Source organism: Brevibacterium sp. AGC70, from assembly GCF_057334195.1.
This window is the reverse complement of sequence record NZ_JBHFIH010000009.1, coordinates 419685-433971: the sequence shown is the minus strand read 5'-3', so window position 1 is coordinate 433971 and position 14287 is coordinate 419685. Positions and strand designations below refer to the sequence as shown.

At 62.9% G+C, this 14287-nt stretch carries 14 protein-coding genes; 7 read left to right on the top strand and 7 right to left on the bottom strand.

The window, feature by feature from the left end:
• Positions 1-361: 361 nt before the first annotated feature.
• Complete coding sequence (locus ACE03M_RS07450; RefSeq protein ID WP_143921870.1) at positions 362-574, bottom strand: hypothetical protein; 213 nt, start codon at positions 572-574, stop codon at positions 362-364.
• A gap of 124 nt (positions 575-698) precedes the next feature.
• Between ACE03M_RS07450 and ACE03M_RS07445 the strand changes: the two genes are divergently transcribed.
• The gene (locus ACE03M_RS07445; RefSeq protein WP_485933328.1) at positions 699-1151 is read left to right on the top strand and encodes a MarR family winged helix-turn-helix transcriptional regulator; all 453 of its coding nucleotides are present in this window, start codon (positions 699-701) and stop codon (positions 1149-1151) included.
• A 78-nt stretch (positions 1152-1229) separates the two neighbouring features.
• On the opposite strand, the gene ACE03M_RS07440 is transcribed toward ACE03M_RS07445, so the two are convergent.
• Both ACE03M_RS07440 and msrB read right to left on the bottom strand, forming a co-directional pair.
• Positions 1230-1757 (bottom strand): GNAT family N-acetyltransferase, encoded by a 528-nt coding sequence (locus tag ACE03M_RS07440; RefSeq protein ID WP_143921868.1) that lies wholly within the window; start codon positions 1755-1757, stop codon positions 1230-1232.
• Positions 1754-2179 (bottom strand): peptide-methionine (R)-S-oxide reductase MsrB, encoded by a 426-nt coding sequence (gene msrB, locus ACE03M_RS07435; RefSeq protein ID WP_143921867.1) that lies wholly within the window; start codon positions 2177-2179, stop codon positions 1754-1756. The genes ACE03M_RS07440 and msrB overlap by 4 nt, the downstream gene beginning before the upstream one ends.
• A 183-nt stretch (positions 2180-2362) precedes the next feature.
• Between msrB and ACE03M_RS07430 the strand changes: the two genes are divergently transcribed.
• Positions 2363-3562 carry an alpha/beta hydrolase gene (locus ACE03M_RS07430; protein ID WP_485933327.1) on the top strand — a complete coding sequence of 400 codons (1200 nt, stop codon included), beginning with the start codon at positions 2363-2365 and terminating at the stop codon, positions 3560-3562.
• Between the two features lie 16 nt (positions 3563-3578).
• Here ACE03M_RS07430 and ACE03M_RS07425 read toward each other — a convergent pair whose 3' ends face one another.
• Together ACE03M_RS07425 and ACE03M_RS07420 are read right to left on the bottom strand one after the other, a co-directional pair.
• A complete protein-coding gene (locus ACE03M_RS07425) occupies positions 3579-6233 on the bottom strand; it encodes a penicillin acylase family protein (protein WP_485933326.1) in 2655 nt (884 codons plus the stop codon).
• 26 nt (positions 6234-6259) lie between these two features.
• Positions 6260-7129 (bottom strand): DUF817 domain-containing protein, encoded by an 870-nt coding sequence (locus ACE03M_RS07420; protein WP_143921864.1) that lies wholly within the window; start codon positions 7127-7129, stop codon positions 6260-6262.
• A 118-nt stretch (positions 7130-7247) separates the two neighbouring features.
• On the opposite strand from ACE03M_RS07420, the gene ACE03M_RS07415 reads away from it, so the two are divergent.
• Positions 7248-7895: a Rossmann-fold NAD(P)-binding domain-containing protein gene (locus tag ACE03M_RS07415; RefSeq protein ID WP_485933325.1), complete on the top strand. Its 648-nt coding sequence runs from the start codon at positions 7248-7250 to the stop codon at positions 7893-7895.
• 37 nt (positions 7896-7932) lie between these two features.
• Here ACE03M_RS07415 and ACE03M_RS07410 read toward each other — a convergent pair whose 3' ends face one another.
• Both ACE03M_RS07410 and ACE03M_RS07405 read right to left on the bottom strand, forming a co-directional pair.
• Entirely contained in the window at positions 7933-8481 is a 549-nt protein-coding gene (locus ACE03M_RS07410) for a hypothetical protein (RefSeq protein ID WP_485933324.1), read from the bottom strand.
• A 10-nt stretch (positions 8482-8491) separates the two neighbouring features.
• Entirely contained in the window at positions 8492-9310 is an 819-nt protein-coding gene (locus tag ACE03M_RS07405; RefSeq protein ID WP_485933322.1) for a L,D-transpeptidase family protein, read from the bottom strand.
• A 60-nt stretch (positions 9311-9370) separates the two neighbouring features.
• Here ACE03M_RS07405 and ACE03M_RS07400 point away from each other — a divergent pair, with 60 nt between their 5' ends.
• The 4 genes from ACE03M_RS07400 (at position 9371) to ACE03M_RS07385 (ending at position 14252) form a co-directional block, all read left to right on the top strand.
• Positions 9371-10639 carry a DUF6636 domain-containing protein gene (locus tag ACE03M_RS07400; RefSeq protein WP_485933320.1) on the top strand — a complete coding sequence of 423 codons (1269 nt, stop codon included), beginning with the start codon at positions 9371-9373 and terminating at the stop codon, positions 10637-10639.
• A 245-nt stretch (positions 10640-10884) separates the two neighbouring features.
• Entirely contained in the window at positions 10885-12657 is a 1773-nt protein-coding gene (gene leuA / locus ACE03M_RS07395) for a 2-isopropylmalate synthase (protein WP_485933318.1), read from the top strand.
• Between the two features lie 93 nt (positions 12658-12750).
• Positions 12751-13479, top strand: a complete 729-nt coding sequence (gene recO, locus ACE03M_RS07390) for a DNA repair protein RecO (RefSeq protein WP_143921859.1) — start codon at positions 12751-12753, stop codon at positions 13477-13479.
• Positions 13476-14252 (top strand): isoprenyl transferase, encoded by a 777-nt coding sequence (locus tag ACE03M_RS07385; RefSeq protein ID WP_143921858.1) that lies wholly within the window; start codon positions 13476-13478, stop codon positions 14250-14252. The genes recO and ACE03M_RS07385 overlap by 4 nt, the downstream gene beginning before the upstream one ends.
• Positions 14253-14287: the final 35 nt, after the last annotated feature.

Genomic DNA, 14287 nt, shown 5'->3' with positions numbered 1-14287 from the left:
CGCCTGGCTCACGTAGCCTGTGGTCATCATGACCTGTGATCCGGAGCGGGTGGAACGATTCTGGCTCAGAGACTTCGCTCCTGAGGTGATCGGGACCGAAGCGCGACGATATCCGAGCCTCGAACGAATCACAGCGTGTCTTGGGGGTGCGGTCGAGTTGGAACGCCTGCCGATTCCCTTCGGCTGCGTCGACGGCTTCGCCGAGGCCTATTTCGGGAGGCCGGAGATGCTTCTTGAGTTTGGAGCACAGTCTCAACGACGGCAGCTGGGACATCGCGCATAGCGGTTTGCGGACCGCTTCGCACTTCGAAGGATCACTGGTTCTGATCACAGCAGAAGGCTGATCAGAGCGAAGGACTGTTCACTCAGGCTGCTTCTTCTCCACCACGTACGAGTGTCCGTTGGCGTCCGTGCGCATCTCCAGCCCCATCGCGTCGAGCCGTTCATGTCGCAGGTGCTCGTCCTCGTAGTAGCCGCCGGGACGGGAATTGTCGACTTGGGCAGGCCCGACGATCTTGCGGAAGAAGCGATTGAGCCACGCAACGCGTCGCTGGGGATCGTGTGAGTCTGACATGAGAGTCCATTCGAAATCTAAGAGCCTAGCTGCGGCCCTCCTGAAGCGAACCTGAAGCATCCATTGTACACTAATCATTAGTGCACTAATTAAATGATGTGTCTCCCAGGAAGGATGAGAAGCGATGTCGACCACCCACGATCCTCTGGCTCTGGAGAGTCAAGTCTGCTTTGCTCTGGCCGTCGCCTCGCGCGGAGTGATCTCCGCCTATCGTTCGGTGCTTGAGCCGATTCATCTGACTCATCCGCAGTACCTGGTCATGTTGGCTCTGTGGCAGCATGAAACGCTGGCAGTGAGGAGAATCGCCGAGCTGCTCCGCCTCGAGGCTGCAACGGTGTCGCCGCTGATCAAACGCCTCGAAGCGCTGGACTATGTGGAGAAGCGACGCAGCAGCGACGACGAAAGAGTCGTCGAAGTCTCATTGACTGACACGGGTGCGAAGCTGCGGGCGACGGCTGAGGCGATTCCTGGGCAGATGATGACCAAACTCGATATGGGTGAAACGGAGCTGCGCGAACTTCACTCCACTATGACGAAGATCATCGCCGCAGCCGACGCATCTCACGCCGCCGATTGAACCGCCACAGGAGCCCTCGATCCATTTTTCGTCGCGGTGCCCCCGGCACTCCGAGGCACCCCGGGCACTTAGAACTCTTTAGGTGGACGACGCATCCGCCGGTCGTGACATCGGGGTGTGCTCGATCCCGTCTTCGAGGAACCGCGGACCATTCGGGCTGAATCCGAAGCTCTTGTAGAACCCCTCGAGGTGAGATTGGGCGTTGAGTGTCAGCAGTCGGTGACTGTGGCCGGCAACGAGCTCGCCGATCAGCCGTCGACTCCAGCCTTGGCCGCGCATGTGCGGGTTCGTCACAACCCGACTGATGCTGCGGGCTCCCGGCTCATAGGCCGGGCCGTCGGGAAAGTCGGGCGGGAGGATGCGGGCGTATGCCCGGGGAGCCAGACTGCGGCCCACCTCGGCGCCATGGGTGTCCTGCATGGTCCTGGCGTCATCGGGGTAGAAGGCGTGCAGGGTCTGCGGCAGCGTGTCGACTCCGTCCTGATCGAGGAAGATGCAGTTCTGCTCAACGACGAAGACCTGGGACCGCAGTTGGACGATCCCGTAGAGCTCAGAGACTGTCAGCTCGTCGAACGACTTGATGACGAGCTGTGATTCTTCGCTCATTCCTGACCGTCGACGAGTCGCAGAGAGATTGAGTTCAGGCAGTACCGCAGATCGGTGGGGGTGTCGTAGCCTTCTCCCTCGAAGAGGTGGCCCATGTGTGAATCGCAGTTCGCGCAGCGGACCTCGACGCGCTCCATGCCCATTGACGAATCGCGGAGGTAGCGGACCCGATCCTCGGCCAGGGGAGCGTAGAACGAGGGCCAACCGCAGTGCGAGGAGAACTTGGTATCGGAGGGGAACAGGTCTGCTCCACAGGCACGGCACTGGTACATTCCGACGCTTGTCGTATCGACGTATTCGCCAGTGAACGGACGCTCCGTGCCACCTTCGCGCAGTACCGCGAATTCATCAGGAGTGAGTACGTCCTGCCAGCGGATCTCCTCGGGATTGTCTTGTGTGTTGACGTTCGGCGACTGACTCATCGCGACCTCCGGTGCTTGTCGATATCTGTTGGAGTCCATTGTCCCACTGCTGCCGGACACGCAGGAGTCCGTCTCCGACGATGGCTGATGCAGCAGCGAGCTGGCTCTGAGAGCCCTCTCACCTGCACAACAGCGTTTGGAGACTTCTCATTCCTTGGGTGACAATGAAGTCAGGAGGTATTCATGGTTCGCGACACTAAATTCCCGACTCGCCTGCTTCTGGCTTCGGTGGGTGTCGGTGCTGGGATCGGCGCCGTGATCTCGGTGGCGTCCTCGGGGCTGGCCGTCTATTTCGCGCGAAAGATCGTGGTTCCCGAAAACGCGCCGGAAGAACTCGAGATTCTCCACATCGACGGTTTCCCGCCCAATATGCGCATCCATCTGCCCGCCGATGAAGAGACGACGGTGCGTGGCACCTATGGCCTCTACTTCAACCAGGGCGCTGGCCATGCCGTGATCGGTGACATCGTCGAGTATGACCCGCGGTCGAGAACCGTCTCCCGAGAGATCCTCTCGGTCACCCGCGGAGACATCAAGCGTGCCTCTCACGGTCGTTGGACGGGCATCGTGTACCCGGAGCCCTTGGCAGCAGGAGTCAACGCCGAGGACATCGAGATCGAATCCGACGCGGGACGGCTTCCTGCCTGGCTGCTGCCCACAGACCATCCCGAACCTCATGACACCTGGGCGATCCTCGTCCACGGCCGCGCCAGCACCCGAGCCGAAGGCCTGCGAGCTGCCCCGATCCTCAATACGCTGGGGGTTCCGGCGATCGCCATGTCCTACCGCAACGACGCCGAGGTCAGGGTTGAGACCACCTCCCGCTACGGCCTCGGCGACACCGAGTGGATCGACGTGGACGCAGCGATCGACTTCGCTGTGTCACAGGGCGCCCACGACGTTGTCCTCTTCGGCTGGTCGATGGGCGGGGCCATCGCCCTGCAGGCCGCCTCCCGTGGTCGCAACAGGCGGTACGTGAAGGCTCTCGTCCTCGACGGTCCCGTCGTCGACTGGGTGAATGTCCTCGACGGCCAGGCTCGGCGCAATATGCTTCCGACGCCCATCGCCAAACTCACGCTGGAGATGATCACCCAACCGTGGGCGCGGCCGATCACCGGACTGCAGACGCCTTTGGACCTGGGCAGGCTGGACTGGGTGACACGCGCTGCGGAACTCGACGTTCCGGTGCTCCTCATCCACTCAGACGACGACGAATTCGTGCCGTCTTCGCCGTCCCACGCGTTGGCGTCCGTGCGTCGCGACCTCGTGACGATGCCCGTCTACGACAAAGCCCGCCACACCAAGGAATGGAACATCGACCCGGTCCGCTGGGAAGACGATGTGGCGAACTTCCTCGAGGCGAAGATCCTGCCCAAGGCCTGACCGTCTCGCTCCTCGCTCAGGGGCGAAGTACCAGCGAATCCTCGGTGTGCCGGTCCAGCGCATCGGGTGTGTAGGGCCACGGCCGGGTTGCGCCAGCGGCCCAGTCCTCGGTCTGATCGGCATAGTGCGGGTGGAAGGCATGACCAGAGGCCCCTGTGAGGTTGATCCACCGCGAGTGGTTGAAGTCCTTCAGGTCAACGATCTGTCGCATGGAGGGCACCCAGTTCGTCTCGAAGCCCACCGAGGCGTCCCAACCCGTGGCATTGACTTCTCCGGACCCGCCCGAGACCTCGTAGGGGCCTCGATTGAACAGCCGCTCAATGGGTTTGATCCCTGATTCGCCGAGGCTGGCGTTGCGGATGGTCAGCCGGTGCAGAATGCCCCACCGCCAGGTCACAGGTTCGGAGCCGAGCAGATCCTCGGTCGTATTCCATGCAGAATCCATGGCTCGGGCCAGCGCTTCGTCTCGATTCTCGACCTCGTCGTCGGCCCACCACTCGGAGTCAGGATCCTCCAGCTGGTTCTTGATGATGAGGTACCAGCGTGATCCGCCGGCCGGAGGCACCGCATCGGGCAGCTTCGGAGCGAACACTTCGTCGAGGATCGTCTTCGAGAGGACGTTGAAGTAGGCCGCGGCGGCACTGTTGGCATCGTCGTGGCCGTTCCAGTCCGAGAGCAGTTCCTGAGCCGCAGCGATGTCGGTGCCCTCTTCCGCATCGATGTCGAGCAGCAACGGGATCAGGGTGAGCGCAATGGGATTGAGGTCGTCACCTTGGATGCGGGACATGTCGTCTGGCGTGACATCTCCGTTCGTGATCGTGTCCCGGACCAGCTTCGTGATCCTGCGCGCTCGGTCTCCATCGTCGAAGTCGTTGCTCAACTGCACGGACTCTCCTGGAGGGGTGACAGGGTTGTTCGCCGTCACGATCCAGCCACGCTCGGGGTTGTACAGACTCGGCAGATCCTCGAAGTCGAGGTATCCCTGCCAATCTTCGTCGGTCTTCCAACCGTGCCGCGGCAGCATACCGTCACCGTCGCCGCGTTTGGGGATTTTTCCCGGCGCCTGATAGCCGATGTTGCCTTTGGTATCCGCGTAGATGAGGTTCTGGGAGGGGACGTCGAAGAGAGATGCGGCCTGCCGGAATTCGCTCCAGTTCGTCGCCGCATTGAGCCCGAAGATCGCCGAGGCTGTGTTGCCCGGTTCCAGGGCCGTCCACTGCAGTGCCAACTGGTAGTGCTCGTCGGCTGGACCAAATTTCGTGTCTTCGGTGTTCGCCCCGGTCGAGGCATCGAGCACATCGCGGTAGGGTCCCTCGAGGTCCGAGATGAGAGGCCCATTGCTCGTTGAACGGATCGTGATTTCGCGAGGTTCCTGTTTCGCGATCTTCACGGTCTCCTTGCGTGTGGTCACGGGCTCGTCCCCAGAATCACGGACGACTTCGCCGTCGCGGACCTTCTCGACCACGAGGTCGGCGACGTCGGGCCCCAGGTTCGTCAGTCCCCAGGCGATGCTCTGGTTGTGGCCGATGATGACCCCGGGCAGCCCAGAAAAGGAGAAGCCGGACACGTCGAAGGGGCATTCGGGTGTGACCTCGGTGCAGCGCAGTCCGATCTGATGCCATACGGAGGGCATGGCGGGAGCCAGGTGCGGATCATTGGCCAGCAGCGGGGCACCGGTGGAGGTGTGCTCACCGGAGACCACCCACGAGTTCGACCCGATGTCATGACTGTTGACTCCCAGGAGCACCGGCAGCGACTTCAGGTGCTCCTTGAGCTCGCCGAGGTTGCTGGGAGTCTCGGTTCCTCCGCCGTGTCCCGAATGCGGTGTCTCCGCAGCAGTCACCTCGCCCCCGGCACGTGCTTCGCCCTCGTCACGTGACTCGTCTTCGTCACGTGCTTTGACACCGGCATTGCCGCCGACGATCGTCGGGCGGGTGTCATAGGGGTAATCGGGATAGATATCGGCCATCTGCTCATCATCGAGCGCGGTCTGGCTGATTGCCCGGTCGATCTCGTCCTCGACATTGGAGCGCAGATCCCAGGCCATGGCCTTGAGCCAGGAAACACTGTCGACCGGAGTCCATTCCTCGATCTCGACCCCACCGGCCTGCAGACCGACGATGCCGTACTCGAGGGACACCTCGGTGGGGGACTTGTCGCGCAGGTAGGCGTTCACGCCCTCTGCATAGGCTTCGTAGTACGCGCGTGTCTTCTCATCGAGTGCAGCGACCTCCGCCTCGGCGACCTTCCTCCAACCCAGTGTGCGAATGAACTTGTCGGTGCCGAACTGTGACTCGCCGAAGAGTTCCGAGAGCCGGCCCGAGGTGACATGCCTGCGAAAGTCCATCTCCCAGAATCGATCCTGGGCGTGGACGAAGCCCTGGGCCATGAAGAGGTCGTGGGAATTACTGGCCTCAATGGTCGGGATGCCTGAGTTATCGCGGGTGACGCTGACCTCGGCGTCCAGGCCCGACAGTGAGATGTCGCCGTCCGTGGTGGGATAGGAACGTTGGACGAGAAAGACACCGAGCAGTGTGAGAATGAGGAGCAGAACGAGGACGGCCGCGAGGATGCGGACTAGGACCTTCGCGCTCACCAAGCGATGCGTGCCGGACGGCGGTCGGACGGCTTTGACCAGAGCACTGGAATCCTCTGGATCCGCGTCTGCCATGTGTCTCCTTCGACCGAGTCTGAGTTTCAGCTCAGAATATCAGTAGACCCGGTCTTATCAGGCGGTTTGGGAGGGTAGACGAAGGTGACGAGGACGACGGAGATCATCATGAGCAGGAACCACGCCACCAGTTTGGTCACCGGCACCATCTGCCATCCGTCGATCTGGGAGGGGTAGAGCCATGCGCCGGTGACGGTGCCGATGTTCTCAGCGATCCAGATGAAGAACGCCACCAGCACGAAGGCGAGGAGGACCGGCATGCGCAGAGTCAGCTTGTGCACGTGGAAGTGCATCCGACACCGGAAGAACACCACCCCGACAGCAAGGACGAGGAAGAGCCGCACATCGACTATGTAATGGTGAGTGAAGAAGTTGAGGTAGATCGCGGCGGCGATGACAGCGGTGATCCACCTCGGCGGGTAATGACTGAACCGCAGGTCGAAGAGACGATAGACGCGCACTATGTAGGAGCCGACCGCCGCGTACATGAACCCCGTGAACAGGGGTACAGCCGCGATGTGGAGGACACCTCCGGCCGCATAGTTCCACGAGCCCATCGATGTCTTGAAGATCTCCATTCCGGTGCCGACGATGTGGAACAGAACGATGACCCAGAGCTCGCGCCCTGTCTCGAGACGCAGAAGGAGCATCGCCGCCTGGATCAGAACTGCCAGGATCACCAGGAGATCATTGCGGGCCAGTCCCGCATCGTTCGGGTACCACCAAGCGGTGAGAATGATCGCGAGCAGCATGAGGGCTCCGAACAGGCAGGCCCACGCCTGTTTGATCCCGAAGACGAGGAACTCCCGCACCCCGTCCGGTACCTGTGAGAGATGCCGATTGGCGAATCGGTCGAGGAGCTGTTCGAGCCGTGTGAGTTCATGCTGATCGGCCATGAGGTCCTTCGCCTGAGGGGGAGCGGTTGTGACAGAACCCTATCGCGCCCGGCGCCGCGGTCCTCGGTGCCGGTGGAGCCATCAGAGCAGCGGTGGATTCAGCAAATAGACTCGGGGCATGCACATCCTCATCTTCGGAGCCTCCGGCCACGTCGGCACGGGCCTGGCCCAGCACCTGGCCGCTGACCATCGCATATCAGGCATCGTCCGTTCACAGCCGGAGGGCACGACTGCCTATGAGCCCCTCGTCGTCCCCGATTGGGTGGATCGGCCCCAGGCCGTCATCGACGAACTCCACCGCTTGGACGCATCGCCGGTCGACGCAGTCATCGCTGCGGTCGGTGGGTGGTACGTGGACGACGCGATGATCGCTCGCGGGCTCGCTTCCTTCGATGAGGATTACTCCTCATACCTGCGTGGTCATTTCGCGGCCTGCGCGGTATCGGAGGCGCTCGCCGAGGAGGCGGGAAGTGCCCATGTCCGGCACCTGGCCCTCAACGGTGTGGCCAGCGTCGAAGCCTGCGTCGGGTCTGGAGCGATCAGCGTATTCGGCGCCGCCCAAGAGATGCTCATCAGGGTGGCCGAGGCCGAGACGGACACCGTGGACTACCGCGAGCTCAAGGTCATGGCACCCATCGGCGGTGATGACCGCAACGATCTGCGAGGGGGAGTGGAGACGATCAGCCTTCCCAAGGTCGCCGAAGCAGTCAGCGTGGTACTGACTCGACCAGATGAGCACGACATCAGCACTCAGCTGGGCGTCTAGGCCAGATCGTGGACTGTGCTCAGTCCCTGGCTTCTGTTCAGGCCTTGGCGTAGCGGATGAAGACCTGGTCATCGACGGTTCGCACATCGATGACTCGCAAGTTGAGGGTGGCCTCGAGCTGGGAGAAGTGGCTGCCGGTGCTGCGGGAGTAGAGCGGGCTCAGGCTCAGGTGCAGTTCGGCACCTGGGACGGAATCGAGCAGCCGGTAGGCCAGGTTCGGCCCGGACTCGCACACCAGAGTCTCACTGGTGGATTCGACGGCTTCGAGCACCTGCGCGGCAGTGTCGGGAGTGAAGTGCTGAGCTCGGTAGTCGAGGCCAGCCTCGGCGAGCTGCCCGCTCAGTTCGTTCGGGTCCGATTCGGTCAGGACATAGACGGGGGTGTGTTCGAGGGCTTTGCCCGGTGCGTTGATGACCGGCAGTGCGGGATTGAGCGCGGTCCGGCGATCGATGATGATGGCACCTGCCTGTCTGCGCAGGGAAATGAAGTAGTTGAAGTCGGCCTTCGTGGACACGCCTGTCGACCAACCGTCCAGGGCATACGATCCGTTGATCGTCTGTACGAGGGAGATGATGAGCTTTCGCATCGCGGTGCCTCTATTTCTGCAGCTGGGACTCAGGTCCCATGGCGATGCGCGGGTGGGCATCGGGGTCGATGGTCCCAAGGATCCATTTGAGGTCCTTCTCCTTGAGCGTCACACAGCCGTTCGTCCCGGAATCATGATCGAGGTGCAGCCAGATGCCGCCGCCCTTGTCCCATCCCAGTGGGCGAGTCCTGTCGGTGGGCGGGGTGCCCGGTACGCGGTTGTAGTCGATTGCGATGATGTAGTCGAAGACCCGCTCGTACTCGGGGCCGTAGGCCACCGTCGCTGAGGAGGGGAGTCGATCATCCTGGGTGTAGGGAAGCGCCGTCCCCGGGTCCCGCTTGTATCCGCCTGCATCGCTGAGGGTGAAGACTCCGACCGGTGATGTCTTGTCGCCCTCCCGGCGATCGGCCAGCCAGCCCTTCTTTCCATTGTGGATGTCGAAGGTCTTGCGTTTCTTCCACTGCCCGTCATCGATGCTGTAGAAGCTCAGCCGCCCGGAATCGGAATTCGCATCCGGCCCGCTGGCAACGAGGACCTGTGAGGTCTCTGCGGAAATCTGTGCGGATGTCTCCGGGCCCAGTCCGGGGACCCGAGCCCAGTGGGCTGGACCTGTTGCCTCTGCGGGCTCCGCCCCGGGTGGGGTCATCTGTGCGGGGGCGGCGAAATCCCCGAGGTGATTCTGCTGTGCGGGTGCAGCGACCATCGCGGAATGAGCGGACGCACCATCATCATCGTCGTCACTGTCGGTCGGCGTCCCGCATGACGACAGCGTCAGGGCCGCAACAGCGATCGTCAGGCTGGTCCCGGCCCGGGTTCCACCACTGAACATGAGGTCATCATCTCACGAACCTTGAGAACACCGCGGTAGTGACTATGCGAAAATGAGCCCATGAGCATTCCACCTGTGCCGAACCACCCTCCGCGCCCCGGGCGTCGGAAACCGGCGGAGGAGTCTCCGGATTCGATCACAACGCAGTTGTTCATCGGCCAGGACAAATCCCCGGCTGCGGACGGCTCGACTCAAGCCCTCAGCGCGGACGAGTTGGCCCGGCTCCGGTCGATGGTGTCCTCCGACGGAGTCGATGCCACCGAGGTGCTCAGCCTCGACGAGCTGCGCCAACTCGCCGCAGCCGAGAGCGAAGAATCCGCTGTCAGCGGCCAGACACCACGGAAGGCGAGGTCCGAGGACATCGCCGAGGCGGAGGCCGCCTCGGCGCCGAAGCAGTGGAATCCACAGGGTGCTTCGGGCGGGCAGTCTCCGAATCCCGAACCCTGGGGCGCCGACTTCGGCGCGACCGGGCAGCCCGCTCCTCAACCGCATCCCCCCGAGTACCCCGGAAACGAGTCGCAAGTGCCCAACGGCGCATCACCCTACGCCCCACATGCTGCAGCGGCCTATGCAGGACACGGTGCGCCCGGACCGGCAGTCGGCGCCCACGGGCCAGGTGTCGGCCCCGGTGGTCAAGGGGCCCCTGTCGGTCAAGGGGGTCCTGTCGGACCGGGTGGACCAGCCGGTCCCAACGGCAGCGGTTACGGTCCCGGCGGGCCTGGCGGGTACGGACCCGGGGGATATGGGCCCGGCGGGCCAGCCGGACCTGGCGGACCCTACCGCCGTGAACCCGATACGAAGAAGGTTCCGGGGTGGCTCTGGGCTCTGGCTGCGATCGCACTAGTGATCGCCCTCGGCATCGTCGGCTACATTGCCTGGGACGCGACGCAGGGCAAGGACGACGTCGCGTCCGACTCGTCCTCGCAAGGACCCTCAGACGGTGCAGGCTCCGAGTCCGACGATCCGAGTTCGGAGCCGCCGGTCGCTGCCGAGTCTTTCAAATCACCGTCCGGGAACATCGCGTGCACGATCGATGCGGATCGCACCCGGTGCGTCATCTCATCCTTCGACTACACGCCTCCTGCAGAACCCGATGACTGCAAGTTGGATAACTGGGGAGGCGTCGTCGTGGCCAATGACGAAGGTGCCGGATTCTCCTGCCAAGAGGCCCCAGGAAATTCCGGCCCCGCTCGGGTGCTCGGCTACGGCGAATCGATCACTGCCGAGGGGATGACCTGCACTTCGACCCGCGAAGGTATGACGTGCAAGTCCGATGAGACCGGTGTCGGCTTCAACATGGCGCGTGCCTCGGTCGACTTCCTCGACTAGGAGCCTGGCGGGGGAGTGCTGCCGACTGAAGAGGGGCACACGACCCCTGACCATCTCGACGAGCACGGGATCATAATCTTAGGATTTGGACAGGTTTGAGGCGGACCGAGCAACCAGGACTATGTTGATTGTGTGGCTCACAGGTTGCTCCTCCTTCCTTGCCGCGACGAGTCCTGATCGGACAGCACACTCGTCGCGGAGTTTTTCCTATGCTGATTAAGCACACGATCAATGAATGAGGAACCATGAAACTGCAGAAGCCGACTCCTATGCCATTCAGCAAGTACAAGTCCTTTCAGGACCGGATTGCTCTCGATATGCGCGACCGCACCTGGCCCGATCAGCTGATCCGGAAGGCTCCGCGTTGGCTGAGCACCGATCTGCGGGACGGCAACCAGGCCCTCATCGATCCGATGACGCCTGATCGCAAGCGCAAGATGTTCGACCTCTTGGTCAAGCTCGGCTTCAAGGAGATCGAGGTCGGATTCCCCGCAGCCAGCCAGGTTGACTTCGATTTCGTCCGCGAGATCATCGAGCAGGACGCCATCCCCGACGATGTGCGCATCTCCGTACTCACCCAGGCTCGTGAGGATCTCATCGAACGTACGGTGGAGTCCCTCGTCGGTGCCCAGAAGCCGACTGTCCACCTCTATAACGCGACCGCGCCGGTCTTCCGCAAGGTCGTGTTCGGTTTCGACGGTGAGGGTTTCGACCAGACTCGTGACATCGCCACCCGTGGCACCCAGGCGGTCATGAAGCACGCCGAGTCACTCCTCGGCGACGCAGACTTCGGTTACCAGTACTCGCCCGAGATCTTCGTCGACACCGAACCCGAATTCGCTCTCGATATCGTCGGGAGCGTCCTCGACATGTGGCAGCCGGCCTCAGGCCGCGAGACTGTCGTCAATCTGCCGGCCACAGTTGAGCGCGGCACCCCGAACACCTACGCCGACCAGATCGAATGGTTCTGCCGGAACATGCCCTACCGCGATGAGGTGGCCGTGTCCCTGCACCCCCACAACGACCGGGGAACCGGTGTGGCGGCTGCTGAGATGGGCATCATGGCAGGTGCCGACAGGATCGAAGGCTGCCTCTTCGGCAACGGAGAACGGACCGGAAACCTCGACCTCGTCACTGTTGCGCTCAACCTCTACACCCAGGGTGTCGACCCCGAGCTGGACTTCTCCGATATCGACGAAGTCATCCACACCGTCACCGAATGCAACCAGATCGGCGTCCACGAACGTCACCCCTACGGTGGTGACCTCGTCTTCACCTCGTTCTCCGGCTCGCACCAGGACGCGATCAACAAGGCGTTCGCCGCCCGTGAGAAGAATGCCAATGAGCAGGGCGTGCCTGTGGACCTGATGGAATGGGACATGCCCTACCTGCCGGTCGACCCCAAAGATCTGGGCCGCTCCTACGAGGCGATCATCCGCGTGAACTCGCAGTCGGGCAAGGGCGGCGTCACCTACCTGCTCAAGAGCGAGTACGGTCTGGATCTGCCTCGACGCATGCAGGTCGAATTCTCCCGCGCCGTCCAGCAGCACACCGAAGGCGGAGGAGAGGTCTCCGCCGAGGAGATCCGCCGCATCTTCAACCACGAGTACCTGCCCAGCGATGATCAGGACAACGCCTGGGGCCGGTTCCAGATCGTGGGGCTTCGCACCGACTCGGGCACGGTTGATGACTCGGGCGCCTCGGAGCGCGTCGAGGTCGACCTCATCGTCGACGGCCAAGAGCGCACCTACGAAGGGCGCGGCAAAGGGCCCATCGATGCACTGGTGAAGGTGCTCATCGACAACTTCGACGTCGACGTTCGCCTCCAGGACTATACCGAACACGCCATCGGCTCCGGTGCTGACACCATGGCGGCTGCGTACGTCGAGCTCGCCGTCGAAGACCGTGTCGTCTGGGGCGCCGGACTTCACTCGAACATCACGAAGGCCTCACTCAAGGCCGTCGTCTCGGCAGTCAACCGTGCCGCCCGTGATCGCGACGGTGAGCGCGAGCGCTGAGACGTCAGCTGAGCGGAGTCACAACAGATATCTCACAATGGCCACAGAGTGCGGCGGGGATCTTTCCCCGTCGCATTCTGCGATAATGGGCAGGTGCACAATTATCGTGATGAAGGCATCGTGCTCCAAGGGCACAAGCTCGGCGAAGCCGACCGCATCGTCACTGTTCTCACCCGCAGCCACGGGCTGATCCGAGCAGTAGCGAAGGGCATTCGCCGCACCAAGTCACGCTTCGGTTCCCGGCTCGAACCTTTCATGCTCGTCGATCTGCAGTGCCACGTCGGTCGCAACCTCGACATCGTCACCCAGGTCGAACTCATCGAGCCCTTTGCGCGCGGCATCGGCGCCGACTATGACGCGTACTCGGCCGCGAGTGTGATGGCGGAGACCGCCGCCAGGATCACCGAGGTCGAACCCCAATCACGCACCCATTTCCTGCTTCTCGTCTCGGCCATCCGGTCCCTGTGCAATGGCGAGCATCCGCCGAGGCTGGCCCTCGACGCGTATCTGCTGCGGGCGATGTCCGTGGCCGGCTGGGCGCCGAGCCTGCTCGACTGCGCACAGTGCGGCAGCCCGGGTCCGCACCGTGCGTTCTCAGCCTCCCTGGGCGGTGCCGTGTGTACCGCCTGCCGACCCAGCGGAGCGGCACTGCCGGACACCGACGCACTCGAACATATGGCCGCCCTGCTCTCCGGTGACTGGGAGCGAGTGGAAGCCTCGGACCTCCACGATCAGATCGACGGTTCCAAACTCGTCTCTGACTGGGTGTCATGGCACTTGGAACGCAATATCCGATCACTGAGAGTTCTGGAGGCCAGATGAGCTATCCCGCGCCGCCCCCGCACCCCAGCGGAGCCCGACCTCCGGGCATCGAGGCGAAGTTCGTCCCGAATCACGTCGCGGTGGTCATGGACGGCAATGGACGTTGGGCCAACGACCGCGGACTGCCGCGCACCGAAGGACACAAAGCAGGAGAGGCGTCGCTCCTCGAAGTCATCCACGGTGCCATCGAGATGGGTGTCGACTATCTCTCCGCCTACGCCTTCTCCACCGAGAACTGGAAACGCTCTCCGGACGAGGTGCGCTTCCTCATGGGCTTCAACCGCGATGTGATCCGACGTCGCCGCGATGAGCTCAATGAGCTCGGCGTGCGGATCGTGTGGGCCGGACGCCGCGGTCGCCTGTGGCGATCAGTCATCGACGAACTCGAGTCCGCAGCGGAGATGACCAAGCACAACACCGGCCTAGTCCTCCAGTTCTGCGTTAATTACGGAGGTCGCTCGGAGATCGTCGACGCGGTCAACCAGATCACCGCCGATGTAGCCGCTGGCAAGCTCAAGCCGGGCAAGGTCAGCGAGAAGACCGTTCGTTCCCGTCTGTACGCCGCTCAGGTGCCAGACGTCGACCTGTTCCTGCGCTCCTCTGGCGAGCAGCGCACCTCGAACTTCCTGCTGTGGCAGTCCGCCTACGCGGAGATGGTCTTCCAGGACGTGCTATGGCCCGATGTCGATCGCCGCACCCTGTGGGCCGCGATCGAGGAGTATGCGCGTCGTGACCGTCGCTTCGGCGGTGCCGTCGATCGCTCGAGTTCCTGAGAACCGGACCGCACCAGCAACCTAGAAGAAGAGGT

Coding starts and splice junctions, on each gene's coding strand:
- ACE03M_RS07450 (WP_143921870.1), bottom strand. CDS start 574: ATGTCAGACTCACACGATCCCCAGCGACGCGTTGCGTGGCTCAATCGC.
- ACE03M_RS07445 (WP_485933328.1), top strand. CDS start 699: ATGTCGACCACCCACGATCCTCTGGCTCTGGAGAGTCAAGTCTGCTTT.
- ACE03M_RS07440 (WP_143921868.1), bottom strand. CDS start 1,757: ATGAGCGAAGAATCACAGCTCGTCATCAAGTCGTTCGACGAGCTGACA.
- msrB (WP_143921867.1), bottom strand. CDS start 2,179: ATGAGTCAGTCGCCGAACGTCAACACACAAGACAATCCCGAGGAGATC.
- ACE03M_RS07430 (WP_485933327.1), top strand. CDS start 2,363: ATGGTTCGCGACACTAAATTCCCGACTCGCCTGCTTCTGGCTTCGGTG.
- ACE03M_RS07425 (WP_485933326.1), bottom strand. CDS start 6,233: ATGGCAGACGCGGATCCAGAGGATTCCAGTGCTCTGGTCAAAGCCGTC.
- ACE03M_RS07420 (WP_143921864.1), bottom strand. CDS start 7,129: ATGGCCGATCAGCATGAACTCACACGGCTCGAACAGCTCCTCGACCGA.
- ACE03M_RS07415 (WP_485933325.1), top strand. CDS start 7,248: ATGCACATCCTCATCTTCGGAGCCTCCGGCCACGTCGGCACGGGCCTG.
- ACE03M_RS07410 (WP_485933324.1), bottom strand. CDS start 8,481: ATGCGAAAGCTCATCATCTCCCTCGTACAGACGATCAACGGATCGTAT.
- ACE03M_RS07405 (WP_485933322.1), bottom strand. CDS start 9,310: ATGTTCAGTGGTGGAACCCGGGCCGGGACCAGCCTGACGATCGCTGTT.
- ACE03M_RS07400 (WP_485933320.1), top strand. CDS start 9,371: ATGAGCATTCCACCTGTGCCGAACCACCCTCCGCGCCCCGGGCGTCGG.
- leuA (WP_485933318.1), top strand. CDS start 10,885: ATGAAACTGCAGAAGCCGACTCCTATGCCATTCAGCAAGTACAAGTCC.
- ACE03M_RS07385 (WP_143921858.1), top strand. CDS start 13,476: ATGAGCTATCCCGCGCCGCCCCCGCACCCCAGCGGAGCCCGACCTCCG.